Annotated in this window: 21 protein-coding genes, 1 tRNA gene and 1 pseudogene; 17 read left to right on the top strand and 6 right to left on the bottom strand. The window is 63.3% G+C overall.

Going from position 1 to position 24612, the window contains the following annotated elements; translation table 11 throughout:
• Positions 1 to 31: 31 nt before the first annotated feature.
• Together queG and X265_RS00625 are read right to left on the bottom strand one after the other, a co-directional pair.
• Positions 32 to 1207, bottom strand: a complete 1176-nt coding sequence (gene queG / locus X265_RS00630; RefSeq protein ID WP_128963161.1) for a tRNA epoxyqueuosine(34) reductase QueG — start codon at positions 1205 to 1207, stop codon at positions 32 to 34.
• Positions 1156 to 1848 carry a glutathione S-transferase family protein gene (locus X265_RS00625; protein WP_128963160.1) on the bottom strand — a complete coding sequence of 231 codons (693 nt, stop codon included), beginning with the start codon at positions 1846 to 1848 and terminating at the stop codon, positions 1156 to 1158. Before X265_RS00625 ends, queG begins: the two co-directional genes overlap by 52 nt.
• A gap of 170 nt (positions 1849 to 2018) precedes the next feature.
• Here X265_RS00625 and X265_RS00620 point away from each other — a divergent pair, with 170 nt between their 5' ends.
• The 3 genes from X265_RS00620 to X265_RS00610 all read left to right on the top strand — a co-directional run bounded on the left by X265_RS00620 (position 2019) and on the right by X265_RS00610 (position 5066).
• Complete coding sequence (locus X265_RS00620) at positions 2019 to 2825, top strand: undecaprenyl-diphosphate phosphatase (RefSeq protein ID WP_128963159.1); 807 nt, start codon at positions 2019 to 2021, stop codon at positions 2823 to 2825.
• A 171-nt stretch (positions 2826 to 2996) separates the two neighbouring features.
• Positions 2997 to 4322 carry an FAD-binding oxidoreductase gene (locus X265_RS00615; RefSeq protein WP_128969087.1) on the top strand — a complete coding sequence of 442 codons (1326 nt, stop codon included), beginning with the start codon at positions 2997 to 2999 and terminating at the stop codon, positions 4320 to 4322.
• Positions 4323 to 4325: 3 nt separating this feature from the next.
• Complete coding sequence (locus X265_RS00610) at positions 4326 to 5066, top strand: SDR family oxidoreductase (RefSeq protein ID WP_128963158.1); 741 nt, start codon at positions 4326 to 4328, stop codon at positions 5064 to 5066.
• A 58-nt stretch (positions 5067 to 5124) separates the two neighbouring features.
• On the opposite strand, the gene X265_RS00605 is transcribed toward X265_RS00610, so the two are convergent.
• The gene (locus X265_RS00605; protein ID WP_128963157.1) at positions 5125 to 6090 is read right to left on the bottom strand and encodes a complex I NDUFA9 subunit family protein; all 966 of its coding nucleotides are present in this window, start codon (positions 6088 to 6090) and stop codon (positions 5125 to 5127) included.
• 150 nt (positions 6091 to 6240) lie between these two features.
• Between X265_RS00605 and X265_RS00600 the strand changes: the two genes are divergently transcribed.
• From X265_RS00600 to mauJ, 4 genes are all read left to right on the top strand, one after another.
• A tRNA-Leu gene (locus X265_RS00600) sits at positions 6241 to 6327 on the top strand.
• Positions 6328 to 6412: 85 nt separating this feature from the next.
• Positions 6413 to 7873, top strand: coding sequence for a DUF6538 domain-containing protein (locus tag X265_RS00595; protein WP_128963156.1), 1461 nt, complete (start codon positions 6413 to 6415; stop codon positions 7871 to 7873).
• Between the two features lie 1406 nt (positions 7874 to 9279).
• On the top strand, positions 9280 to 9984 hold the full coding sequence (locus X265_RS00585; protein ID WP_128963154.1) for a recombinase family protein: 705 nt from the start codon (positions 9280 to 9282) through the stop codon (positions 9982 to 9984).
• A gap of 163 nt (positions 9985 to 10147) precedes the next feature.
• The gene (mauJ, locus tag X265_RS00580) at positions 10148 to 11593 is read left to right on the top strand and encodes a methylamine utilization protein MauJ (protein WP_128963153.1); all 1446 of its coding nucleotides are present in this window, start codon (positions 10148 to 10150) and stop codon (positions 11591 to 11593) included.
• 227 nt (positions 11594 to 11820) lie between these two features.
• Here mauJ and X265_RS00575 read toward each other — a convergent pair whose 3' ends face one another.
• Positions 11821 to 13092 carry an MFS transporter gene (locus tag X265_RS00575; RefSeq protein WP_128963152.1) on the bottom strand — a complete coding sequence of 424 codons (1272 nt, stop codon included), beginning with the start codon at positions 13090 to 13092 and terminating at the stop codon, positions 11821 to 11823.
• Positions 13093 to 13345: 253 nt separating this feature from the next.
• On the opposite strand from X265_RS00575, the gene X265_RS00570 reads away from it, so the two are divergent.
• The 10 genes from X265_RS00570 (at position 13346) to X265_RS40260 (ending at position 22888) form a co-directional block, all read left to right on the top strand.
• Positions 13346 to 14671, top strand: a complete 1326-nt coding sequence (locus X265_RS00570) for a UbiA family prenyltransferase (RefSeq protein ID WP_128963151.1) — start codon at positions 13346 to 13348, stop codon at positions 14669 to 14671.
• Positions 14672 to 14773: 102 nt separating this feature from the next.
• Positions 14774 to 15388 carry a ribonuclease D gene (locus X265_RS00565; RefSeq protein WP_128963150.1) on the top strand — a complete coding sequence of 205 codons (615 nt, stop codon included), beginning with the start codon at positions 14774 to 14776 and terminating at the stop codon, positions 15386 to 15388.
• A gap of 184 nt (positions 15389 to 15572) precedes the next feature.
• Entirely contained in the window at positions 15573 to 16295 is a 723-nt protein-coding gene (gene lptC / locus X265_RS00560; protein WP_128963149.1) for an LPS export ABC transporter periplasmic protein LptC, read from the top strand.
• 5 nt (positions 16296 to 16300) lie between these two features.
• On the top strand, positions 16301 to 17029 hold the full coding sequence (locus X265_RS00555; protein ID WP_164938353.1) for an LptA/OstA family protein: 729 nt from the start codon (positions 16301 to 16303) through the stop codon (positions 17027 to 17029).
• A 220-nt stretch (positions 17030 to 17249) separates the two neighbouring features.
• Positions 17250 to 18266 carry an LPS export ABC transporter ATP-binding protein gene (gene lptB, locus X265_RS00550; protein WP_128963147.1) on the top strand — a complete coding sequence of 339 codons (1017 nt, stop codon included), beginning with the start codon at positions 17250 to 17252 and terminating at the stop codon, positions 18264 to 18266.
• A 90-nt stretch (positions 18267 to 18356) separates the two neighbouring features.
• A complete protein-coding gene (gene rpoN, locus X265_RS00545) occupies positions 18357 to 19982 on the top strand; it encodes an RNA polymerase factor sigma-54 (RefSeq protein ID WP_128963146.1) in 1626 nt (541 codons plus the stop codon).
• A 168-nt stretch (positions 19983 to 20150) separates the two neighbouring features.
• Positions 20151 to 20762 (top strand): ribosome hibernation-promoting factor, HPF/YfiA family, encoded by a 612-nt coding sequence (gene hpf / locus X265_RS00540; RefSeq protein ID WP_128963145.1) that lies wholly within the window; start codon positions 20151 to 20153, stop codon positions 20760 to 20762.
• A 219-nt stretch (positions 20763 to 20981) separates the two neighbouring features.
• Positions 20982 to 21443 carry a PTS IIA-like nitrogen regulatory protein PtsN gene (gene ptsN / locus X265_RS00535; protein WP_008141251.1) on the top strand — a complete coding sequence of 154 codons (462 nt, stop codon included), beginning with the start codon at positions 20982 to 20984 and terminating at the stop codon, positions 21441 to 21443.
• A 135-nt stretch (positions 21444 to 21578) separates the two neighbouring features.
• Complete coding sequence (locus tag X265_RS00530) at positions 21579 to 22691, top strand: tetratricopeptide repeat protein (RefSeq protein WP_128963144.1); 1113 nt, start codon at positions 21579 to 21581, stop codon at positions 22689 to 22691.
• The gene (locus tag X265_RS40260; RefSeq protein ID WP_188637430.1) at positions 22688 to 22888 is read left to right on the top strand and encodes a hypothetical protein; all 201 of its coding nucleotides are present in this window, start codon (positions 22688 to 22690) and stop codon (positions 22886 to 22888) included. Before X265_RS00530 ends, X265_RS40260 begins: the two co-directional genes overlap by 4 nt.
• Before the next feature lie 266 nt (positions 22889 to 23154).
• Here the strand turns inward: X265_RS40260 and X265_RS00520 are convergent.
• Together X265_RS00520 and X265_RS00515 are read right to left on the bottom strand one after the other, a co-directional pair.
• A pseudogene (locus X265_RS00520) lies at positions 23155 to 23235 on the bottom strand (DUF1150 family protein); the annotation flags it as partial.
• Complete coding sequence (locus tag X265_RS00515) at positions 23210 to 24349, bottom strand: alpha/beta fold hydrolase (RefSeq protein WP_128963142.1); 1140 nt, start codon at positions 24347 to 24349, stop codon at positions 23210 to 23212. The pseudogene X265_RS00520 and the gene X265_RS00515, both read right to left, overlap by 26 nt.
• Between the last annotated feature and the right edge of the window lie 263 nt (positions 24350 to 24612).

The following is a 24612-nucleotide window of genomic DNA, read 5'->3' as shown; positions in this document are numbered from 1 at the left end:
ATTCCCCTTCCGCGGGGAATGACACCGATAGCTAGGAGACGGTGTGCCATTCCTCGCGAACGCTATCGTCGTGCTCGTTGCTCAGCGCAATGACCTTCATGGCTGCAAACTCATCCCGCCCAACCAACTGCGCCAACGCCCACACGGCCGCCCCACGCACCAGCGGGCTCGCATCGTCGAGCAATCGCCGCGCCTCCTGTGCCAGTGCCGCATCACCTGAGTTGCCGATCGCAATCAGCACGTTCCGCAAGAAGCGATCGCGGCCGATGCGCTTCACCGGCGACTTCGTGAACAGCGCGCGAAACGCCGCATCGTCGAGCCGCGAAAGCTCGGCAAGACCAGGCGCGCGCAGTTCATCACGCGCGGCGAGCTTGGCCTCACGGCCCTCCTGCGCAAACTTGTTCCAGGGACACGCCGCAAGACAATCGTCGCAGCCATAGATCCGGTTGCCGATGGCTTGGCGAAACTCGTGCGGGATCTGGCCCTTATTCTCGATGGTGAGATAGGAGATGCAGCGCCGCGCATCGAGCTTGTAAGCAGCAGGGAATGCCGCGGTCGGACAGATGTCGAGACAGGCCCGGCACGATCCGCAATGATCGATCTCGGCGCGGTCGCGCGGCAACTCGAGTGTGGTGTAGATCGCGCCGAGAAACAGCCAGGAGCCGAATTCGCGCGAGACCAGATTGGTGTGCTTGCCCTGCCAGCCCAGATGTGCGGCCTGCGCGAGCGGCTTCTCCATCACCGCCGCGGTGTCGACGAACACTTTTACGTCCGAGGGCGCCGTCGCCAGCAGCCAGCGCGCCAGCGCCTTCAGCCGCTTCTTGATCAGGTCGTGATAATCGTCGCCCTGCGCATAGACCGAGATCGCCGCGCGCGTGCGCTGCTGCAGGATCGCGAGCGGATCCTGGTCAGGTCCATAGTTGACGCCGAGCATGATGACGCTGCGCACGTCCTCCCAAAGCCCGCGCGGATCGATGCGCCGCTCCGGCTGGCTCGCGAGCCAGTCCATGTCGCCATGGCCGCCCGATGCGATGAATTCGAGGAAATGCGCGCCGGCCTTTTCGATCGTGCCGGGCTCGGTGATGCCGATGCAGTCGAAGCCGAGCCCGCGCGCCTCGCGCGCCAGCGCCGCCTTCAGTTCAGTTGGATCGGTGTTCAGAAATCCAGGTCCACATAGGTGCGCGACGCCGGCACGCCCGCCAGCCATTCGCTCAGCAGCGGGCGGAACGACGGGCGGGATTTCACCCGCGCGTACCACGCCTTTGCTGCGTCGTCCTCGCTCCATGGCACGTCGCCCAGATAGTCGATCGCCGAGAGATGCGCCGCGGCGGCGAGATCCGCGTAAGTGGGCCGGTCGCCGGCGAGGAAATTACGCGTCTGCGCCAGCCAGCCGATATAGGCGAGATGATAGCGCACGTTGGCCTTGGCCGCGCGCATCACGTCGGCCGAAGGCGGCCCGCCGCCATTTTCCTCGCTCATGAAGCGCTTGTAGATGCGCTCGGTGACGAGCGGGTGCGAGACTTCCTCGAAGAATTTTTCGTTGAACCACGCCATCAGCCGGCGCACCTCGACACGCTCGGCAACCGTCTCCGGCATCAGCCGCTTCGGCCCCATTTCGGCGCCATAGGCTTCGTCGATATACTCGGCGATGATCGCGGCGCCCGGGATCGGCGGCTGTTCGTCGTCCATCAGAACAGGCGTCGTGCCCGCCGCATTGAGCAGCAGAAATGCCTCGCGGCGTTCCCAGCTGCGCTCCTCGATCAGCTTCAGTTCGAGCCCGTATTCGCCCGCGATCAGGCGGATGAAGCGCGAATGCGGACAGAACGGATGATGAAACAGGGTAAACATGAATCCTTTGACTATTTGATGGTGCTTAAGAATCCATCAATGTTTGTGCGGCGCCACACTAGTCCCTCAAAACCGCGAAGCAAGGGCGTGATGGCGCATTTTTGCGATTGCGGCATGGGGGCGAATAGGCGAGAAGAGCCCCGCTTTTCCAGCGGAAATGGACCGTAAATATGTCAGATACAATACGGGCAGTGATCCTCGGCATCATCGAGGGTGTGACCGAGTTCCTTCCCGTCTCCTCGACCGGCCACCTCCTGCTTGCCGAACGTTTCTTCGGCCTCGGCGAGGGCGCGTTCTGGGATTCGTTTACGGTTCTGATCCAGTTGGGTGCGATCCTCGCGATCGTCGGGCTCTATTTTAGGAAGCTGTGGGACGTCGTGATCGGCTTCTTCACGGGCGACACCTATTCGCGCCGCTTCGTGATCGGCGTGCTGGTAGCGTTCCTGCCCGCTGTCGTCGTCGGTCTCGTCGCCGGCAAATACATCAAGAGCATGCTGTTCAATCCGTGGGTCGTGTGCTTCACGCTGATCGTCGGCGGCGCCATCCTGCTCTGGGTCGACAGGCTCGATCTCAAGCCGCGCGAGCATGACGCCACCAAATTTCCGCTGCTGATGTATCTCTATATCGGCATCGCCCAGTGCGTCGCCATGATCCCGGGCGTGTCGCGCTCCGGTGCCAGCATCGTCGCCGCGATGCTGCTGGGCGCCGACAAGCGCGCGGCGGCGGAGTTCTCGTTCTTCCTCGCCATCCCCACCATGATCGGCGCGTTCGCCTACGACTTCTACAAGAGTCGCGCCGAGATGACGATGGACCACATGGGCATCGTCGCGATCGGCTTCGTGGTGTCGTTCATCACCGCAATCATCGTGGTGAAGTCGTTCCTGGAATACGTCACGCGGCACGGTTTCGTGGTGTTCGCCTGGTGGCGCGTCATCGTCGGCACGCTCGGCCTGATCGCGCTGGCGCTGGGACGTTAAGTCTAGGAATCCGCCACGGTTTCGATGTTGGTGGGTGCGCTCCGACTCACCTCTCCCCTGCGGGGAGAGGTGGACACCGGCCGCAAACTTGCCAGTCCGCCTCAACGCAATATCAGCTTTTCGCCGCTAGGCAGTTCCTGGAGCGGGGTGGCCCGCGGGCGGAGCTGAATGATGACGACAGTCAGCGGCTGGGGGCGCTTCCCGGTCGTCGATAGCGAAATGCTGCGGCCGCGATCGTTCGAGGGCGTGGCGGAGGCTGTCGTCGCCGGCTCGGTGGCCCGCGGCAATGGCCGCGCCTATGGCGATGCCGCGATCGGCGCTGCCAGGACCATCGCCATGACCGCGTTCGACCGGATCAGGTCGTTCGATCCAGCGACGGGGCGCATCCGCCTTGAGGCCGGCGTGCTGCTGTCCGACCTGATCGACACTTTCGGCCCGCGCGGCTTTTTGCCCTTCGTGGTGCCGGGCACGCGCTTCGTCTCGATCGGCGGCGCCATTGCCGCCGACGTGCATGGCAAGAACCATCACGGCGAGGGCGGCTTTGGCCGCTATGTCGAGAGCATCCTGCTGCGATCAGGCGCGGGCGAGACCATCGAAGTCTCGCGCGAGCAGAATTCCGATGCCTTCCTCGCGACCATCGGCGGCATGGGCCTCACCGGCGTGATCCTGGAGGCGACGATGCGGTTGCGCTCCGTGGAAACCGGCTGGATCCGCGAGCGGGTGATTTCCGCGTCCGACCTCGACGCCGCGATGCGCGCGCTCGAGGCAAGTGACTCCGCAACCTATTCGGTGGCATGGATCGATTGCGCGGCGCGCAGTCGCGATCTCGGCCGATCGCTGATCTATCTCGGCGAGCACGCAAGCGCGGATGAGCTTGGCCGAGGCGCCGATCGATTCCCCGTCGGCAGGAATCCCGGGCTCGCTGTCCCGATCGACCTGCCGTCGATGACGCTGAACCGCCATAGCATCCGCGCCTTCAACGAGATCTATTACCGCATGGGTGCGCGGCGCGCCGGCGGCGATCATGTGGTCTCGCTCTATCCGTATTTCTTTCCGCTCGACAGCATCGCCGACTGGAATCGCATCTACGGGCGGCGCGGCTTCCTGCAGCATCAATGCGTGATTCCGGAAGTCCGCGCGCGCGAGGTTCTCGGCGAAATCCTCGAGCGCGCCTCGACGCGCGGCGATGCGTCGTTCCTGGCGGTGCTGAAGAAGCTCGGCCATGGCGACGGCTTGCTGTCGTTTCCGCTGCCCGGCTACACGCTGGCCCTGGACTTTCCTGTGAAGGGCGACATTTTGAAATTTCTCGACGAGATCGACCGTCTGGTCGTCGCGGCGGGCGGCCGGCTCTATCTTGCCAAGGATGCGCGGCAGTCGCGCGCCACCTTCGAGGCCGGCTATCCCGCGCTGGCGCGCTTCAACGCGATCCGAAAAGCGCTCGATCCCGCCAAGAACATCCGCTCCAAACTTTCACAACGCCTGTTCGATGAGGTCTAAGCCGTGACGTCACGCAAGTCCGTTCTGGTGCTCGGCGGCTCCTCCGATATCGGCCGCGCCGCGGCGCGCGCCTTTGCCAAGGCGGGTTACGACGTCGGCCTCGCAGGCCGCGACGTCGCGGCGCTGGAGCCTGACGCCGCCGATCTGCGCGCGCGCTATGCGATCGAAGCGAGCACGCACACATTCGATGTGCTCGACACCGCGTCGTTCGAGGGCTTTGTCGCCGGCCTTCCCGCCCTGCCCGATGTGGTGATCTCGATCGTCGGCCTTCTCGGTGTGCAGCCAGCCGCCGAGAGCGATCTTGCGCACGCCACCACGATCATGCGCTCGAACTACGAGGGCCCCTCGCTGATCCTCGGCCTGTTCGCGGAAAAATTCCTGAACCGTGGCAGTGGCACAATCGTCGGCGTGTCGTCGGTGGCCGGCGATCGCGGCCGCGCCTCGAACTATGTCTACGGCTCGGCGAAAGCCGGCTTCAGCGCCTTCTTGTCAGGCCTGCGCGCCCGCGCGAGCCGCGGCGGCGTGCATGTCGTCACCGTGAAGCCCGGCTTCGTCCGCACGAAAATGACCGAAGGCATGAAGCTGATCGGCCCGCTGACCGTCGAAGCCCCTGTCGTCGGCGATGCGATCCTCAGCGCCGTCGAGAACAAGACGGACGTCGTCTACGTCAGCGGCAAATGGCGCCTCGTGATGCTGGTCATCAAGACGCTGCCCGAGGCAGTATTCAAGAAGCTGAAGTTTTGAGATCTCGCCGCGCCGACGGTGCGCTCCCTCTCCCGCAAGCGGGAGAGGTGAAAACGCCTCACGCGTTCTTGCGCTGGAACTGACCCTGCGGGCGGAAGCGCCAGAGATATTGCGGGGCGATCGCTTCCAGGGAATCGGGCGTAATGCCGAGGCCTTCCAGCGTCAGGCCGGCGGCCTTCGCCGCCTCCGAGACGACATTGTCGCGCTCGAGCAGCGTGACCTGGTCCGGCGTCAGCTTGAACGCGCCGGGGGCAAATTGCAGGAAGGCGGCCTTGAGGCGCGCGAGGCCGAACGACAGCGGCACCAGCATCCGCTCGCGATCGGTGATCTCCAGGATCGCCTCGATGATCTCGCGCATGGTCAGCACCTCCGGCCCGCCGAGCTCGTAAGTCGCGCCCGCCTTGGCCTTGCCGTCGACGGCGTCCGCGATCGCGGTGGCGACGTCGCCGACATAAACCGGCTGCATCTTGGTTTCGCCGCCGATCAGCGGCAGCACCGGCGACATCCGCGCCAGCGCCGCGAAACGGTTGGTGAACTGGTCCTCGGGGCCGAACATCACGGAGGGACGGAAGATCGCGGCCGACGGCACTGCGGCCAGCACCGCCGCTTCGCCGGCCGCCTTTGCCTTGGCATAACGCGAGGGCGATTCGGAATCGGCACCGATCGCCGAGACATGCACCAGGCTGGCGCCGGCTGCGGCCGCCGCCTTGGCCACCGTCTCGGCGCCCTTGGCCTGGACAGCGTCGAAGGTCTGGGCGCCGCCCTCGGCGAGGATGCCGACCAGATTGATCACGACCTGCGAATCACGCACCGCCGCCTCGACCGAGGCTGGATAGCGCAGGTTCGCCTGGATGGTGTGGACCTGCCCGACCTTGCCCGAGGGCTGGAGGTATCCGGCCAGTTCCGGCCGCCGCACCGCGACCCTGACCCGGTAATCCCGGCGGCACAGCGCGCGGACGACATTCCGGCCCAAAAAGCCCGATCCGCCGAAAACCGTGACGAGAGTTTCCAGATTCGATGCCATGGGAGCTATCCTGCGGTCCATTTTTGCGAACAAGTGCGTGATATCAGGCTTGTATCGGCCCGGTGTGCAATGCGCAATCCGCATGACCAAGCATGAATTGACAACGGCGTCACCGAACCGTAGTAACCGCCTCCGTGCCCCAAACGGCATGCCCAGGTGGTGGAATTGGTAGACGCGCTGGCTTCAGGTGCCAGTGGCTTAACGGCCGTGAAGGTTCGAGTCCTTTCCTGGGCACCATCGCTCTTCTAAGAGCGTGAAATCCAAAGCAAATTAGCAAATTCAACGGCTTACCCGCTCCTCAGTGGTACAGAAGGGTGGTACAATGCCGTTGGCTATGTCGCGTCCGTGGAAGCATCCCAAAACTGGAATCTATCAGCTCCGAAAGGCTGTCCCGGACGATTTGCGCAAGATCGTCGGCAAGCGCGAGGAGAAGGTAAGCCTTCAGACCCGCGATCCGGGCGAGGCCAAACAGCGCTTCGCGAAGGCACTTGCCGAGCTCGAGGCCCGCTGGGCCAACCTGCGCGCAGGGCCAAAACTGCTGACTGAACGCGAGGCGCATCAACTTGCCCTGGCCGCCTACGATCAGTGGCTGCAGATGTACAGGGATAATCCAAGCCAACAGACCGGCTGGGATGTCGTGGCCGGAGATCGGCTGTTTGGCCCCCCGCAGACGAGCGAGCACAGACTTGCTGCGTCTCAGCGAGCGTTGGATGGCGCTCCGGAATTGCCGGAGGACAAGATTTTCCGGATGGAACAGGCGTGTTTGGATGCTGCTGACGGCTATCTGACGGCCAACGGGATCTTTATTAATTTTGACAACCGCCGAACCATGGCCCGCGCGCTCGGTGCGGCCATGCAGCGTGCCAGCGTACTTTTGGCCAAATTGGCAAGAGGTGAAGGCGACTACTCGCCCGATTCCCAAGCAATTCCATTCCCGCAAAGGAACGCTGCGGCAGAACGAGGAAAGGCAGCCTTAGAGCCTGGCGCCTCGAACGGCTCGCTATCGGCATTGGTCGAGGATTGGTGGAAGGAGGCGAAGGCCGCCGGTCGCAAGCAGAGTACCTATGAGAGCTATGAGAAAACGATGATGAAGCTCGTGGCCTTCCTGAAGCATGACGAGGCGGGCCGCGTAACGCCGGAGGACATAGTCCGCTTCAAGGATCACCGGCTGCTAGGCGGCGCGAGTGCTAAGACCGTGAAGGACAGTGACTTAGCCGGCCTAAAGACGGTGTTTGGCTGGGCAGTCATGAACCGCCGCATGCACTCCAACCCTGCCGAAGGACTTACCATCAAGGTCGGCAAATCGCGCAAGCTTAGGTCAAAGGGATTTTACGACCGAGAAGCATCCGCCATTCTCAAGCACGCCCGGAATTCTGTTGCTGGGAGGGTTGCTCCGAAGCTGGCGTTGGCCAAACGGTGGGTGCCGTGGTTGTGTGCCTTCACGGGAGCGCGGGTAGGCGAGATGCTTCAGCTTCGCAAAGAGGACATTCGCCGTGAAGGTAAAAATTGGGTCGTGCACGTGACGCCCGAGGCGGGCCCCGTGAAGACTGACGAAGCCAGAGACGTAGTGCTGCATCGGCAAATCATCGAGGAAGGTTTTCCAGAATTTTATGAGAGGTCCTCAAGAGGCTATTTATTCATCGATCCCAAAGCCGGGGATCTTGGCGTTCGCAGGGCGGTGAAGACAGCGCGGAATAAGGTCAACGTGTGTTTCGGCGCGGGGTCCCGACGTCGATCGGCGCCGGGGTCTCATAGTTGCAATTCAATAAAATCAACGACCTAGTGGGGTCAGCATGACGCCGATTGGGGGTCATTCTTCGATCAGCATTCACATTCATGGGCTGGCCGATACTTCTGGCGTGATGCCAGGCGGACTGTGCGTCTTTGACCTGAGCCAGCGAGAGGCACCTCGTGACCTTGCGGCGGCCGATCTTGGTCTTGGTCGTCCAGTTGGCGTACCGGTGTGTTCCTGATGACGGAGATACCCCTCCAGAATGGTGCTCCGCCCCAGGAGCGCCTGAAACCATAGAAGGGAGAACCTGCGGGCGCAGTTGCAGCTCGGGGCCGCCTACCGTCGAAGAATCCCGAGAAATTGGCAGGTCTTCGCATTCGGCGACCTCAAAGAACTGCATCTCCAGTTCTTGAAAGTTGTCGTTCGCGGAAAAGGGGTCTTTTGGGAGTTCGAAGTAGGAGTGGGTCATCCGAGTGGGGGGCCTATGCAAGAAAAAAATCAGACCTTGGATGGTGGTACATCACCCCGGAGGAGTCCACGCCCCGAGCCCTCGACGGATGTCTCGTCCCGCTTTTCCCTAGTCACCGACGGCGGTCGGGCACGCTCGCGGCTGAGAGCCAATTCCAGTTCGAATGCCCTACCTTCCGATTCGTTGATGCATCGACGTGCGTCGCGTGGCCAAACGTGAGAGGCCGCCAACTGGGGCGGCCTTACTGCGCTAGTTGCTCGCTGAGCCGATCCCGGTGCTGAACGTGCTGGACCTGGCTGACGTAAAAGTTGTCCAGAAGCTTCCGGGCCTCGATCGTATCTCGCCCTAGCCTAGCAAGGTTCGCGATCCGAATCTCTTGCTCGGCAATATGGCGTTCGCCTTGCGCAACGTGGCGATCGGCTTCCTCTAGATGCCTCTGAAGCATCTCACGGTCCATCGGGCAGCTTACCTTCTCGCTGGATACCGCCGCACTTCAGGGCGGCCTTGTCGGTCTCTAGCGCCTCAATAGCCATTCGGATCATGGCGTGGCTAAGCTCATCCAGACCTGGTGGCTCCTGCACCCTGCGTAGCTGTCGAATCCTAATGTCGATCTGATTGCAATCTTTGCACATGGGCGGTCCCAAAAACGAAAGGGCGGGAACGCTGTGCGATCTCATCACAGAAAGAGGCCACGGTCCGGGCTGTGATGGCAGGAGTGTGCGCCTTTAGCAGGCAGATAGCCAGCCCAATTTCGGGAAGGCGACCAAATCAGGCCACTCGCAAATCAGGCCTAGGGGTTGAAACAGGGCAGCGCCTACTGATGGATGAGAACATGTAGAGAACATTGCTCACGGTTCGTTCCGAGAAGTCCTTCACTAAAATCTCCAACATTCCGCAGTCACAGGATGCAGACTTCTAGATCTTCGTTGAAACGTAGCCTTCAGTCTGTTACGATTTCTCAAGATTACGAAACAGAGATTCTAATCAAGTGTCTGATACAACTGCGAAATCACGACAGGCTATTGCCTACCTCAGGACGTCGAGTGCGGCCAACGTCGGGGCGGACAAGGACAGCGACAAGCGTCAGCGGGAGTCCATCCAGGCGTTCGCCAAGCGGGATCGCTGGGAGATCGTCGCCGAGTACTACGATGCCGACGTCTCCGGTGCTGATCCCATCGAAAGCAGGCCGGGGTTCTCTGCGCTTTTGGATCGGATCGAGGGCAATGGCGTGCGCACGGTCATCGTCGAGGACGCATCGCGCTTCGCCCGGCAGCTAATCGTGCAGGAAGCGGGGATCATTGCGCTGATCGAGCGTGGCGTTCGGGTGCTCACCGCTACCGGGGACGACCTCACTGCCACGGAAGATCCGTTCAAGGTCGCAATGCGGCAGATCGCTGGCGTGTTTGCTCAACTCGAAAAAGCACGGCTGGTCGCCAAGTTGAAGGCCGCTCGTGACCGCAAGCGCGCCTCAGGCGTGAAGGTCGAAGGCCGCAAGAGCTACGCAGAGCTGGATCAGCGCGAGCACGGGGGTCAGATGATTGCCCTGGCGCGGAAGCTGCGGCGGCGATCTCCTAAAGCAGGACGACGGTCGTTGCGAGATATTTCTGCTGCACTTGCCGATGCCGGGTTCGTCAGCGAATCCGGGAAGCCCTACGCAGCCACCGCCGTCGCCAGGATGCTGGGTGAGCTGTGACCTTAGGGTCCGCAACACCCCCGGGCTACAGGGTGCGAGCCTCTACATTTAGGTGTAGATTTCTCGGTAGGCGCTATATGCTGGGACTCTCAGGCGCGATTCCCTGCCGGAGTCGTTCTCAATGGCAAGGACAGGCGAAAGGAAGAGCTAAGGGTTCTCGACGATGAATGTAGCGGCAAAGATCTCGGACCTCGAAGAAGACTCGGTCTTCCGGCGCGATATTTCGGACCACCGAGACGTCATCAAGGGCGAGCTGGCTCAGCGCGGTGAGTGGATCGTCGCCAACATCGCGACCACCAGTCCTTGGCCGATCGTCGCGCAGAAGGTGCGGTGGCGCGGGGTCGACATCTGGATCATGCCGGTGATGAAGGACTTCTTCCCGGCCGTCGCCATGATGGTCCCATCTGGCAAAGCCCGGCACGAATGCGAGGAGCTGGTGATGCGCTTCATCTCCACGCTCAGCTGGGTCGAGGAGCGGGGTTACGCGGTCGAGGGCGGTGGTCTTGGCGGCGGAAGTCTCCCGAGTCCCATGGGACGCGACAAGCAGCGCGGCTTCATGATTTGCGACGAGTTCGACCTGTCCTACTTCCCCGAGGTCACCGCAGAGAAGGCGATGCTCGCCTTGGCGCTGATGCGGGAGGGGCGCAGCCTCAACCACGTCGGCTACGCATTCTTGTCGTTCTACAAGGTGCTCGAAACCGCCTTCCCACGCGACGAGAAGCGCATTGCCTGGATCGCGGGCGCGATAGCCGACCTTGAAGGCTTCGGGGTCAAGGAGGCAATCGACGGTATCAAGGCGCAGGGCTTTTTGACCGCCGAGGAGGTCGGTACGCACCTGTTCAAATCTGGCCGATGTGCCATGGCGCATGGCGCACGGAAGCCGATCGTTGACCCTGACATCCCGGGCGATCTCCGTCGGCTCGGGTCTGAGCTTCCGATCGTGCGGGCTCTCGCGATCAGGGCAATTGAGCAGGTTTTTGGCGTCGAAACTCGGGGTACGAACTTCAGGAAGCACCTCTACGAGCTGGCGGGCTTCAAGAAGATCTTGGGGCCTGAGATCGTGAAGTTCATGCAGGAAGGTAAGCCGCTCTCCGGTGATCCCGTCGTGGACGTGCCGGACATCAGCGTGCGCATTCGCCGAAAGGGGGCCTACGGCCCGCTCGAAGGTCTGCGGTGCAAACGCCTGGGCCATTCGGGCAGCCTCGTTCAGATGCACTTCGAGTCGCTTCAAGGGGACGTCACGTTCAGGTTTTTGCTCGATTTCGGGCAGGAGCGTATCGTCTTCGACGTGTTCAAGGATATCGGGGTGCGGGACACCGGCAGCGCTGACTCAGCGGAGCGGGTTCATGAAGTCAGGCGGTTCGAGCAGGATTATTTTGGCAACGGCCAGCTCCACATCGTCGAGGCGGACACTGGTGAGCTGATCGGACGCAAGGACGCCTTCATTCCGATGAACATGTATCTCGACGGCGCTGGTGCCAAAGCGGAGCTGGCGCACTGGAAGGCCCTGGCGGGCCAGCGGCGGCGTCGTGATGAGGAATTTGCACGGCAGATGGAGCGCGACGCCATGGGTTACCAGATGGAGGTGACCCTCGGCGGTTCGAACTGAGCTGCTTGTTTCCGGTACACAACACCGGTACACATGACCCAGCCGGTAGGCTCGAATCCCCTAGAAAATAGGGCTATTTCAGTGGTGGCGACCCAGTCCTTTCCTGGGCACCATTTTGCGGGATTTGGTCCCCGAATAGGGTTGCTTCCCATCGTTGGAGCTAGCCGGACGGCGATCTTGGTCTCGCCGCCGCGATAGGTCGTTCGTGGGGCCAAACCCCGCCCCCCTCACACCACCCGCTTCCCCGTCCGCTCCGCCACCCCCTTCTGCACGAAATACATCGCCACCAGCGTGATGAGCGTGGTCGTGACGACGACGTAGCCGATCCGCTCGAAATGCAGCAGTGAGCCGTCGGGCTGCTGCGAGATGATCGCGGCCGCGAGCACCGAGCCGAGGCCGCCGGAGAGCTGCTGCAGCGAGGCGCTGATGGCGCTGAACGAGCCGCGCTGGCTGGGCTCGGGGATCGCCGACATCACCGCCTGCGACGGGATCATGCGCGAGAAGATGCCGACGAACAGCAGCACGTTGACGGTGATCGCTGATACCAGCGAGACGTGGCCGAGATGGGTGTAGATCAGCACCATGAGCACGGTCATCGCGCAGCCGAACACGAAGGTCGGATATTTGCCGAAGGTGTCGGCGGCGCGGCCGACCAGCGGGCCGGTGACGATGCTGAACAGGCCGGAGACCAGATAGATCGTCGGCAGATGCACGATGTCGATGCCGATATTGTTCACGGTGAACGCACTGGAGAACGGCATCAGCATGTAGCCGCCGGTCGCCAGCAAGGTGGTGACGCAGAAGGCCAGCGTGTAGCGCGGCTCGAATATCGTCGCGACCAGATGGTGGAACGGGTTCTTGTCCTGCTTCAGCTTCAGATGCGCATCGACCGGCTCCATGGCGAAGGCGATGATGGCGATGGTCACGATCGCAAGGCCGACGATCGCGGCAAAGCAGACATGCCAGCTCCAGTGATTGGCGAGAAACAGCCCGGCCGGCACGCCGAGCACCTGGCTCGCGGCGAAGGCGGTCTGGACGAATCCCATCACGCGGCCGCGCAAATGCAGGGGAAACAGGTCGGTGACGATGGCCAGCACGACCGAGCCGATCACGCCGCCGAACAAGCCGGTCACTACGCGGCCGACCAGCAGCACGTGATAATCCTGCGCGACCGCGCAGAGCGCAGTGCCGAGCGTGAAGCCGGTATAGAAGAACAGCAGCAGCCGCTTGCGATCGAACCGGTCGGCAAAGCCGGCCGCCAGGATGCCCGACAAGCCTGCACTGAAGGCGTAAGCCGACACCGCCACGCCGAACTGTGCGGCCGTGATGTCGAGCGAGGGCATCACGATGGCGCCGAGCGGCGACATGATGATGAAGTCGAGGATGATGGTGAATTGCGCGAAGGCGAGCAGCGCCACCAGGAGTGACTGGTAGCGCGTAAAGCCGCGCTGGCGTTCCTGCTGATCGTCGATCGGCGCGGCGAGCGTCTGGTCTGTCATGGCACCTGAGGCGTGATAGGAAGCTGGCCTCAGATAGGGTCGGCGTGGGCGATTTCCATCGCGGCGTGCATCAAGTTCCGCTGGTATATCGCGACCGCGCCGGATTGTGTGATCCGTGCAACAGCTCGGTGATCGTGCCCGTTTGCGGCCGGATTAAGCCGGCCTTAGCCAATGCCGCCTAGGCTCGCGGCCGTCCTTTTCCCGCCTCCCAGCCCGTTTGCGGCCGTGCCGAGGTCAGTCAGAGCGTTTTCGGATGGAGCAGCCCGTCAGGCAGTACGATCGCAGCGAGCCCGCGCCGCAGGCTGCGCCGGCGCAGGCTCGCACGCTCGTGATCGATCTCGAAGGCGCGCTGCTGCGCTCCGAGCTGCTGATGGAAGCGCTGTTCTCAAGCCCTGCCCGCATGCTCGCCCGCTTCGGCGCGGGCGGCCGCGCCGGGATGGCGGCACTCACCGAGATCCTGGCGCGCGCCGAGCTCGACTATGCCCACCTGCCCTACGATGCCGGCGTGTTGAACCAGGCGCTGGCGGCGCGGGCGCGCGGCGCGAAGATCTATCTGGTCGCGGACCGCTTTGCCTCTCATGCGGCCGGCATCGCCGCGCATCTCGGCTTCGACGGCGTCGTCACGCCCTCCGATCTCGCCGCCGGCGATCATCTGCCGTTCGACCGTACTGCCGTCGATCGCATCGATCATGTCAGCCGCGGCCGCGCAAGTTTGAAGACCTGGGCGAAAGCGCTGCGGGTCTATCAATACGCCAAGAACACGCTGCTGTTCGTGCCCGTCATCACCGCGCATCAGATCAATCTTGCCACGCTCGGCACGACGCTGCTGGCGTTCCTGGCGTTCTCGGCCTGTGCGTCCGGCGCCTATCTGATGAACGACCTGCTCGATCTCGCCGCCGATCGCCAGCATCCGACCAAGCGTCATCGCGCGCTCGCGGCCGGCGATCTCAAGATCTCCTCGGCGCTCTCGGCGATCCCCGTGCTGTGGGGCTTTGCGCTCGTCGCCAGCCTCTGCATCTCGGCCAGCTTCCTCGGCGTGCTCGCCGCCTATCTCGCCACCACCATCGCCTATTCGCTCGTGCTCAAGCGCAAGATGCTGGTCGACGTCGTCACGCTCGCCGGGCTCTATTCCTTGCGCATCGTCGCCGGCGCGGTCGCGGCCGGCGTCGTGCTGTCGGAATGGCTGATGGTGTTCTCGTTGTTCGTGTTCACTTCGCTGGCGCTGATCAAGCGTTTCAGCGAGCTCAGCATGCGCCAGGGCGAGGGCCTCGCCGATCCCTCCAACCGCGACTATCGCATCACCGACCTCAACATCATCGCCGCGATGGCGGCCGCGAGCGCCATGAACGCGGTGACGGTATTTACGCTCTACGTCTCCTCCTCCGCGGTGACGCCGCTCTACAGCCGGCCCTGGATGCTGTGGCTGCTCGCGCCTTTGCTGCTCTACTGGTTCGGCCGCGCCCTGATGATCGCGCATCGCCGCGAGATGCCCGACGATCCGATTCTGTATGCCTTCCGGGACGGCGCCAGCCGCCTAACCGTGGCGGCGATGGTCTGCATCATGCTGGCGGCGATCTGAACCATCCGCGGCTTGCATGGCCCGCCTGCAGTGGCTAAATCGCGGGCCATCTGCCAAGCCTATGCTGCCGACCGATCGATTCGATTGAAGGTTTGAAACGCCATGACCGTACGCCTGCATCGCGGCGACCTGCCTGATCTCTCCCGCTACACCGGCGCGGTGGCGATCGACACCGAGACCATGGGGCTGAACCCGCATCGCGACCGGCTCTGCGTGGTCCAGCTCTCGCCGGGCGACGGCAGCGCCGACGTGGTGCAGATCCCGAAGGGGCACACCGATGCGCCGAACCTGAAGGCCCTGCTCGCCAATCCCGCCAATACGAAGATCTTCCATTTCGCCCGGTTCGACGTCGCCGTGCTGTACCAGACTTTCGGCGTGATGACCGGGCCGATCTACTGCACCAAGATCGCCTCGCGCCTGACCCGCACCTACACCGATCGCCACGGCCTCAAGGATCTCGTGCGCGAGGTGCTCAATGTCGATCTGTCCAAGCAGCAGCAGTCCAGCGATTGGGGTTCCGACAGCCTGACCGAGCCGCAGCTCGCCTATGCCGCCTCCGACGTGCTGCACCTGCATGCCTTACGCGAGCGGCTGGACGCCATGCTGGTCCGGGAGGGCCGCACCCAGCTCGCGAAGTCCTGTTTCGACTTCCTGCCGACCCGTGCCCTGCTCGACCTCCAGGGGTGGGCGGAAGAGGACATTTTCGCGCATTCCTGAGGTGTTTTAACCTCTCCCCGCAAGCGGGCAAGGGAGAGACGATCGCCCCGTTTCGGACACTTTCCTGCGGCCTGTCCGGGGCTGACATGTCCAAGGCTGACATCCGAGGCTGCATATTCGGACGTTGCCGGGTACAATGGCGCGGCCTTTATCAGGACAAGGCGAGCGGCACCCTGGAGATCAGGTGAATTCGGCCCACAATCCCACTTACGACGCCGAGCTTGCGGCGAAGTTTGCCAGCGCGGCGCGCCACAGCCGCCTGGTGCGGATTCTGCGCATCGCGGTGCCGGCGACAGTGGCCGCGTCCCTGGCGGCGATCGTCGCGGTCTCGACCTTCCTCAATCCTTTCAAGATCCCCATCAAGCTCGACTCCGGAAATCTCGTGGTCACAGGCACCAAGATCACGATGGAAACGCCGCACCTGTCCGGCTTCACGCCGGACCAGCGGCCCTACGAGCTCTGGGCCAAGACCGCGACGCAGGACATCACCGATCCCGACCATGTCGATCTCAACGACCTCAAGGCGAAGGTGCTGATGGAAGACAAGTCGACCATATTCCTCGATGCCCGCACCGGCCGCTTCGACAACAAGCAGCAGCAGCTCGATCTGCACAAGGACATCTTCCTGCGCACCTCGACCGGCTACGAGGCACGGCTGAACTCGGCTTTCGTCGACATGAACAAGGGCACGGTCTCCTCGGACGAGCGGGTCGACGTCAAGCTGACCAACGGCACGCTCACCGCCGACCGGCTGCGCATCACGGAAGGCGGTGACGTCATTCGTTTCGAAGGCAATGTGGTGATGCATCTGGACAGGATCAGCACGGATGAGCTGGCGCCGGCTCCCGTCGAGCAGCCCGCGCCGCCACCGCCGAAGTCCAGGAACAAATCTGCGAACTCAAAGTGATTTTCATGGTCAGTCTTTTCCCGCGCAATGAATGGTGCGCGATCCTTCGTACGGCTGCGCTTGTCGCTGGCCTCGCGCTGGGCGCAACGGATGCGGTGCGCGCGCAAGGCGCCATGCAGGGTGTGCCCAATGCGATGCAGGGCTTTTCGCAGAACCGCGATCAGCCGATCCAGATCGAGGCGGCTTCCCTCGAGATGCGCGACAAGAAGAAGGAGGCGACCTTCTCCGGCAATGTGAAGGTCGTGCAGGGCGACACCACCATGACCTCGAAGACGCTGGTGGTGTTCTACGAATCCAGCAGCGACAAGCAGGCCGCGCCGCAGGCAGCTCCTGCCAAGGGCGCGAAGGCGGCACCGCCGATGCAATCGGCGACGCCGGGGCCGGGCGGCGCCTCCTCGATCAAGCGGCTGGAGGCGCGCGGCAGTGTCGTCGTCACCCAGAAGGACCAGGTGGTCACAGGCGAGACCGCCGTGTTCGATACCAAGACCAACCTCATCACCGTGGTCGGTGGCCCCGGGGGCCAGGTGGTGCTGACCCAGTGCCAGAACGTGCTGCGCGGTGACCGCCTCATGGTCGACATGACCACCGGCGTCTCCCGGGTGGAATCCGACAGCGGCAAGGTCCAGGGCCTGTTCATCCAGTCTCAGGGCGGCGGCAACGGCAAATGCGGAACGCCGGTCGCTCCGGGCGCAGGCTCGCCCCTGCAATTGCCGGGTGGAACTAAACAAAAGTGAATTCAACAGCTTGGCTCTGATGCGGCCGATCCGAGGTTGAAGCTTGCGTGGCGAGACTGTATCTAGCGCGCAGGGCTTTCGAAGCGGGTCCGCCGCTTTTCGGGCGTGTTTCACTGGGCATGAGACATCCCTTCATTCATGCTGCGTCGGCGAATCGAGAGGCCGGCGCCGCAGACCGCGCGAGTACTGCGCAGGGTCAGCAGAAGGCTAGAAGGCGGGGATGGTCGATCTCTTCAGCATGTTCCGTCGGCGCCCCGCCAAGCGCGGCCGGCCAGGATTTGCCCGTCAGGACATCACCGCCCTCGGTGACAGCGTCGGTGGCCTGGTGCCGAGCCCGGTGCGCGACGCGCCGCCGATCGCCCGTGAGCCCATGCAGGCCTCCGATCCCTATGGCCTCGAGGCTCCGCCGCGATCGCGGCCGGCCCCGGCGCAGCCGCCCAAGCCGGCGCAGCCCCCCAGGGCCAGATCCAGCGCCAAGACCAATGGTTCGGGCGGCCCGCAGCTGTTGCGCCGGCCGGGCTTCCTGGCTGTGCATAGCGTGGAAAAGAGTTTCGGCAGCCGGCAGGTCGTGCGCGGCGTCAGCATCTATGTCCGCCGCGGCGAGGCGGTCGGCCTGCTCGGCCCGAACGGCGCCGGCAAGACCACCGTGTTCTACATGATCACAGGCCTGATCAAGGCCGATCGCGGCGCGATCGAGCTCGACGGCCACGACGTCACGAAACTTCCGATGTATCAGCGCGCGCGGCTCGGCATCGGCTACCTGCCGCAGGAAGCCTCGATCTTCCGCGGCCTCACCGTCGAGCAGAACATCCGCGCCGTGCTCGAAGTGGTCGAGCCCTCGCGCAAGAAGCGCGAGCAGCAGCTCGACTCCCTGCTCGACGAGTTCAACATCACGCGCTTGAGGAAATCCCCGTCGATCGCGCTGTCGGGCGGCGAGCGCCGCCGCGTCGAGATCGCGCGCGCGCTGGCGACGCGTCCGAACTACATGCTGCTCGACGAGCCCTTTGCCGGCATCGATCCGATCGCGGTCGGCGACATTCAGGATCTCGTCCGCCATCTCACCAACCGCGGCATCGGCGTGCTCATCACCGACCACAATGTGCGCGAGACGCTCGGCCTCACCGACCGCGCCTACATCGTCTATGCCGGTGAGATACTGACGGAGGGGAGCCCGGACGAGATCGTCGCAGATCCCGATGTTCGCCGTCTTTACCTTGGCGAGGAATTCCGCCTCTAGCCCGTTTTTGCGTTTCGTCAAGGCGTGTACATCGGGTTCAGACTAAGATAAGCAAGAATCGGACCAATTTTCGAGAACGGTTCTTGTTAGATGGCGCTTTCGCAGAGATTAGAGTTCCGGCAATCGCAGTCGCTGGTCATGACGCCGCAGCTGATGCAGGCGATCAAGCTGCTGCAGTTGTCCAATCTCGATCTCACCACCTTCGTGGAGGAGGAACTCGAGCGTAACCCCCTGCTGGAGCGGGCCAATGACGAGGCCCCCGGCGAGGCCTCGGCCGAGACCGCCCAGTTCAGCGACCATGATGGCGAGGATTCCGGCGGTTCGGGCGACGCGGACGGCTTTGGCGGCAGCGGCGAGGCCTTCGAGCCCGGCCGGGAAGAATGGATGAGCAAGGATCTCGGCACCCGGGCCGAGATCGAGCAGACCCTGGACACGGGCCTGGACAACGTCTTTTCCGAGGAGCCGGCGGAGACGGCCGCGCGCAACGCCCAGGACGCCGCGCCGACCACCTACACCGAATGGGGCGGCGGTGCCTCCGGTGACGAAGACTACAATCTCGAAGCTTTTGTCGCGGCCGAGACAACATTGTCCGACCATCTGGCCGAGCAGCTGTCGGTTGCATTCACCGGCGCCGCGCAGCGCATGATCGGCCAGTATCTGATCGATCTCGTCGACGAGGCCGGCTACCTGCCGCCCGATCTCGGGCAGGCCGCCGAGCGGCTTGGCGCATCGCAAAAGGATGTCGAGGACGTTCTTGCCGTGCTGCAAAAATTCGATCCGCCGGGCGTGTGCGCGCGCAGTTTGAGCGAGTGCCTCGCGATCCAGCTCCGCGAACTCGACCGCTACGATCCCGCAATGCAGGCGCTGGTGGAGCATCTCGATCTCCTCGCCAAGCGCGACATCGCGAGCTTGCGCAAGCTCTGCGGCGTCGACGACGAGGACATCGCCGACATGATCGGCGAGATCAGGCGTCTCAATCCCAAGCCCGGCATGAAGTTCGGCTCGGCGCGACTGCAGACCATGGTGCCCGACGTCTATGTCCGGCCGGGTCCGGACGGCGGCTGGCATGTCGAGCTCAACAGCGACACCTTGCCGCGCGTCCTGGTGAACCAGACCTACTATTCCGAGCTGTCGAAGAAGATCGGCAAGGACGGCGACAAATCCTATTTCACCGATGCGCTGCAGAACGCGACCTGGCTGGTGCGCGCGCTGGACCAGCGCGCCCGCACCATCCTGAAGGTCGCAACCGAGATCGTGCGCCAGCAGGACGGCTTCTTCACCCACGGTGTCGCGCATTTGCGGCCGCTGAATCTGAAGGCCGTCGCCGACGCCATCCAGATGCACGAATCCACGGTGTCGCGCGTCACCGCCAACAAATACATGGCGACCAATCGCGGCACGTTCGAGCTGAAATATTTCTTCACGGCCTCGATCGCGTCGGCCGACGGCGGCGAGGCGCATTCGGCCGAAGCCGTGCGTCACCACATCAAGCAGCTGATCGATTCGGAGGAGCCGTCAGCGATCCTGTCCGACGACACGATCGTGGAACGGTTGCGCGCTTCGGGCATTGATATTGCCCGCCGCACGGTCGCGAAGTACCGCGAAGCCATGCGCATTCCGTCCTCGGTGCAACGCCGTCGCGACAAGCAGAGCGCTCTTGGTAACGTCCTCTCCACCGCATTATCCGATCGCTCCCGCAATCCCGAGCCGGCCTGATTGCACTGGCGCGGAATCGCGCTACTCTCACCCTCCCATCGCGACCGATCCAAGCACGCGCATGATCCGGAAAAGTGCAAAGCGGTTTTCCGAAAGATCATGCGCAGGAAGAACCCCGGCTACGACGACGCGTCATCGTTGCCGGGCGCAAACCAAGCGAGGCATCACATGACTCTTCGGATTTCGGGCAAGAGCGTCAGCGTCGGCGAGGCCCTGCGTGGCCGCGTGACCGACCGGACTGAAGAGGTCCTGCGCAAATATTTCGACGGCAATTATTCCGGCCACATCACCCTGTCCAAGGACGGCTTCGGCTTCCGCACCGACTGCGCGCTGCATCTGGATTCGGGAATCACGCTCGAGGCCGATTCGAACGCGCCGGACGCCTATGCCAGCGCCGACCAGGCGCTGATCATGATCGAGAAGCGGCTGAAGCGCTACAAGAGCCGGCTGAAGGACCGCTCGGCCCGCAAGGCCCACGTCGCCTCCGCCGCCCTGGCTGCCCTCGACGCCACCAGTTACGTGCTGGAAGCCCCTGGCGAGGCGGACGACGAGGACGAGGTCACCGGCTATAGCCCCGTGATCATCGCCGAGGCCACCACGTCGCTGAAACAGATGTCGGTCAGCGAAGCCGTCATGGAACTCGACCTCAGCGGGGCACCCTGCCTGGTATTCCAGCATGGCTCCTCGGGCCGGGTGAACATCATCTACCGCCGGGCCGACGGCAATGTCGGCTGGATCGACCCGCCCGGTGCCAAACCGGACGGCAAAGCGGGCGATTAGGATCGAAACCGGCCCCCGTAACAACCACAGTCCTTAACAATGACCGGGGCAAAGCCGCACGCGGCAGTTGGCACCGGGATTGCGTTGGAGTAGAAGCGCCCCACATCAGGAACGGGGCTAAGTGCGCCTCCTGCTTCATGTTATTGACGCCGGCCCAGCTTGGTCTATCAAGTTGGCCAATTCGGAACCTGACGGCTTCATTCACCTCGGAAGACTTCCATGCCGATTACCGATCTGGTCGCGCCCGAGGCGATTCTCCCGGCATTGAAGGTCAACAGCAAGAAGCAGGCGCTCCAGGAACTCGCGGCCAAGGCCGCCGAGCTGACCGGCCAGAACGAGCGCTCCGTGTTCGAGGTGCTGCTCCAGCGCGAGAAGCTCGGCACCACCGCCGTCGGCTACGGCGTCGCCATTCCGCACGGCAAGCTGCCCAAGCTCGAAAAGATCTTCGGCCTGTTCGCCCGGCTCGATCGCCCGATCGACTTCGAGGCGATGGACGGCCAGCCGGTCGACCTCGTCTTCCTGCTGCTCGCCCCCGAAGGCGCCGGCGCCGATCATCTCAAGGCGCTCGCCCGCATCGCCCGCCTGCTCCGCGACCAGGACATCGCCAAAAAGCTCCGCGCCTCGCGCGATGCCCAGGCGATCTATTCGGTGCTGGCCCTGCCGCCGGCAACCGCGGCGTAAGGCCCTCTTTCCCGTTCGAACCCGAGCCACGCCGCCTGCGACGTATTTGCAGCCGGGCGCGTGAATATTCGCGCCCGCGCGTGACGAATTGAATCGCCGCGTCCTTCGATCGATGCGGCGCAGGGATTTTGAGACATGATTTGCGGTTCGATCGGCCGGATTTTCGGTCTCGTGTGCTCCGTCACCATGGCCGCAACGGTCGTGGCCCACGCTGACGATGCGTCGAACGACCGCGTCATCGCCGAGAAGACCGAGATCATCGCGACCGATCCGACCAACGCGACGGCCTATGAGCTGCGCGGCGAAGCCTACCATCTCAAGCGGGACTGGAATCGTGCACTCGAGGATTGCAACGCCGCGATCCGGATCGATCCGAATTTCGGGCGCGCCTACAATTGCCGCGGACGCGCTTATTCCGCCAAAGGCGATCGGGATCGCGCCATGGCCGACTACAACGAGGCCATTCGCCTCGATCCCGGCTACGGACCGTCTTACACATCGCGTGCGCTCGAATATTTCAACAAGGGCGATTTCGATCTCGCGATCGCCGGATTCACCGAGGCCATCGCGCGCAATCCCAAGCAAGCTTATTCTGCTCTCCTCAGGAGGGGCGAAGCGTACGAAGCGAAGGGCGATGCCGATCGTGCGGTCGCTGATTACACCGAAGCCATGCAGCGCAATCCGACCGCCGGGGCGCCTTACGAGCTGCGGAGCAACATCCATGCCCGCAAAGGCGAGCTCGACGCAGCTCTCGACGACTGCAACAGTTCGGTGCGTCTGGAGCCCGACAAGGCCGGCGGCCATTACTGCCGGGCCGTCGTCTTCCTGAAAAAGGACGAGGCCGATGCTGCCATCCGGGAGTTTGACGAGGTCACAAGGATGGCTCCGACCTTCGTCAGTGCCTACCTCGCCCGCGCTCTCGCGTGGCACAAGATGGGTGACGATAAACGCGCCGTTGCCGATTGCGACGAAGCGGTCAGGCTGCAGCCGACAAATGCGACGCCGTACAAACGCCGGGCCGCTGCCTATCGCGAATTGGGAGAGCACGATCGCGCGCTCGCCGACTACAACGAGGCGCTTCGAATCGATCCGAACAACCAGGATACTCTGGCCAATCGCGGCCTGCTCTACATGATGATGTCCGACTCCAAGCGTGCGCGCGCGGATTTCAACAGCGTACTCGCGCTGCCGCCGACCGACAAAGAGGCCATGGACACGGCGCGCGAAGGGCTCGGATTTCTGAAATGATGCGCGAGAGAGGCGCTGCCGCCTCATACGCCGTCATTGCGAGCGCAGCGAAGCAATCCAGAATCTTTCGGCAGAGGCGGTCTGGATCGCTTCGCTACGCACGCAATGACTGGGAGCAGATCGAAGTGTGGGACGATCTGCCGCGCTCCAAGGTGGGTAAGGTGCTGAAGCCTGATATCCGTGTGCGGCTGACCTGATAGGGCTCGCCTGGGCGGCTCGCGCGAGGCGCAGGTGGTCGAGCACGCATCTCTCCACACCGTCATTGCGAGGAGCCCGCGACAAAATTGCGAAACAATTTTGCGCTGGTGCGACGAAGCAATCCAGACTCCTTCCGCGGAAAGATTCTGGATTGCTTCGCTGCGCTCGCAATGACGCAGAGAGAGCAGGCGATCCACCGCTCAAAAAGAAAACGGGCACGCCTTCTGCGAAGGCCTGCCAAATCTCTCTTCACGCGGAGCGCGCTTCAGTGCACGCTCACCGCTTGCAACTCGCTGCACCGGGCCTTGACGACAGCGGCTTCACGGCTGTCGGTCAACATGATTGGCCGGTCCACCCGCCCCCTTGATGAAGGCGAGCAGGAGCATGCTGAGACGAAGCGGCTGCTCCTGCTGGATCCAATGACCGGCGCCGTCGATCAGCTCGATGCCCGCCATCCTCGTTGTCGCCTTCGTCGTCATCAGTTCGAGCGCGCCCGGCGCCGCGTAGGTGCCCCAATCGCTCATCCCGCCGATGAAAAGCGAGGGGACATCGATCGTTTTGCCCGAAAACATGCGCAACTCGGCGTTCAGGTCAGGATCGGAATAGACCCGATATGCCTGCAGGGCGCCTTGAAAGCCGGTGCGGTCATATTCCTCCGTGTACACGCCAAGCTCCGGCTCGGTGAGCCATTTGCAGGCCTGGACCTCGGCGTCGGACGGGTGGAATGGAGCGACGGCATCGGGCATCGTCTTGCCGAGATCCATGACGTAATAGGTCGGCATTTGTGCAAGTTCGACAGCGCTTCGCGACTTCAGCGGATGCGGCTTGTTTCCCGGCCAGTCGGCGCTCTTGACGTAGAAAAACGCGCGAAGAAACGCATGTAAGCCTTGTGGGGGGTGCCACATGTCATCGTTCGCGCCCCGTGTGCTCAAATATTGTTGGTAATACGCTCTCGGCGGATCGAGCGCCGCCAGCGCGGCCGCCAACTTTTGATTCTCACTGCTCGGTTGCACCTGCGATGCTTCGCTGTTCGCGGTGTTGAACGGAAACGCCGGCGGACCGGGGAACGGTGCGCTCATCAGCACCACCGAGGGAAAGACGTCAGGTCGCGCCAGCGAACAATAGGCCGCGACGGGCGAGCCGAAGTCGTGCCCGACGAGCATTGCCGTGCGCCGATACCCCAACGCCGAAACCAGCCCGATCGCGTCACGCGTCATGTTCAGGAGGCTGAAGGGTCCGAGAGCGGCGTCATAGCTATTCACCCAGCCGGTGGTACGGCCAAATCCCCGCTGGTCGGGCGCCACGACATGGTACCCGGCGTCCGCCAGGATCGGGATGAGGTGCCGCCAGCCGTAAGCCAAGTCCGGAAAGCCATGCAGCAGCAGCGCAAGTGGCCGGCCGGGACTTTCGTAACCGGCCTCGAGAACATGGACATCGAGGCCGTTGATCTCATGGATCATGCGCGAGCGGACACCCTTGGGAAGCGTTCCCGCGCCATATGTTGAGGTGGCCAAACCTGTTTCTCCCATGGGGTTCGCGCGGGCCGGTCGAAGTAAAGTCGCGACCAGGCCGGCCGCGCCCATCGTCAGGACGGCTCGTCGGGACGCCGCTGGCTTGGGACTGACTGGATGGCGCATGACAAAGAGACGCTGGTTACTATGGTGATCGCCATACTATATCGATCACCATAGTAACGTCAAGCGAGAGGTGTTACGCTCACGGC

This window comes from Bradyrhizobium guangdongense (assembly GCF_004114975.1).
Taxonomy (GTDB): Bacteria; Pseudomonadota; Alphaproteobacteria; order Rhizobiales; family Xanthobacteraceae; genus Bradyrhizobium; species Bradyrhizobium guangdongense.
Note: the sequence above shows the minus strand (reverse complement) of the source record. Positions and strands in the feature narration are given on the sequence as shown.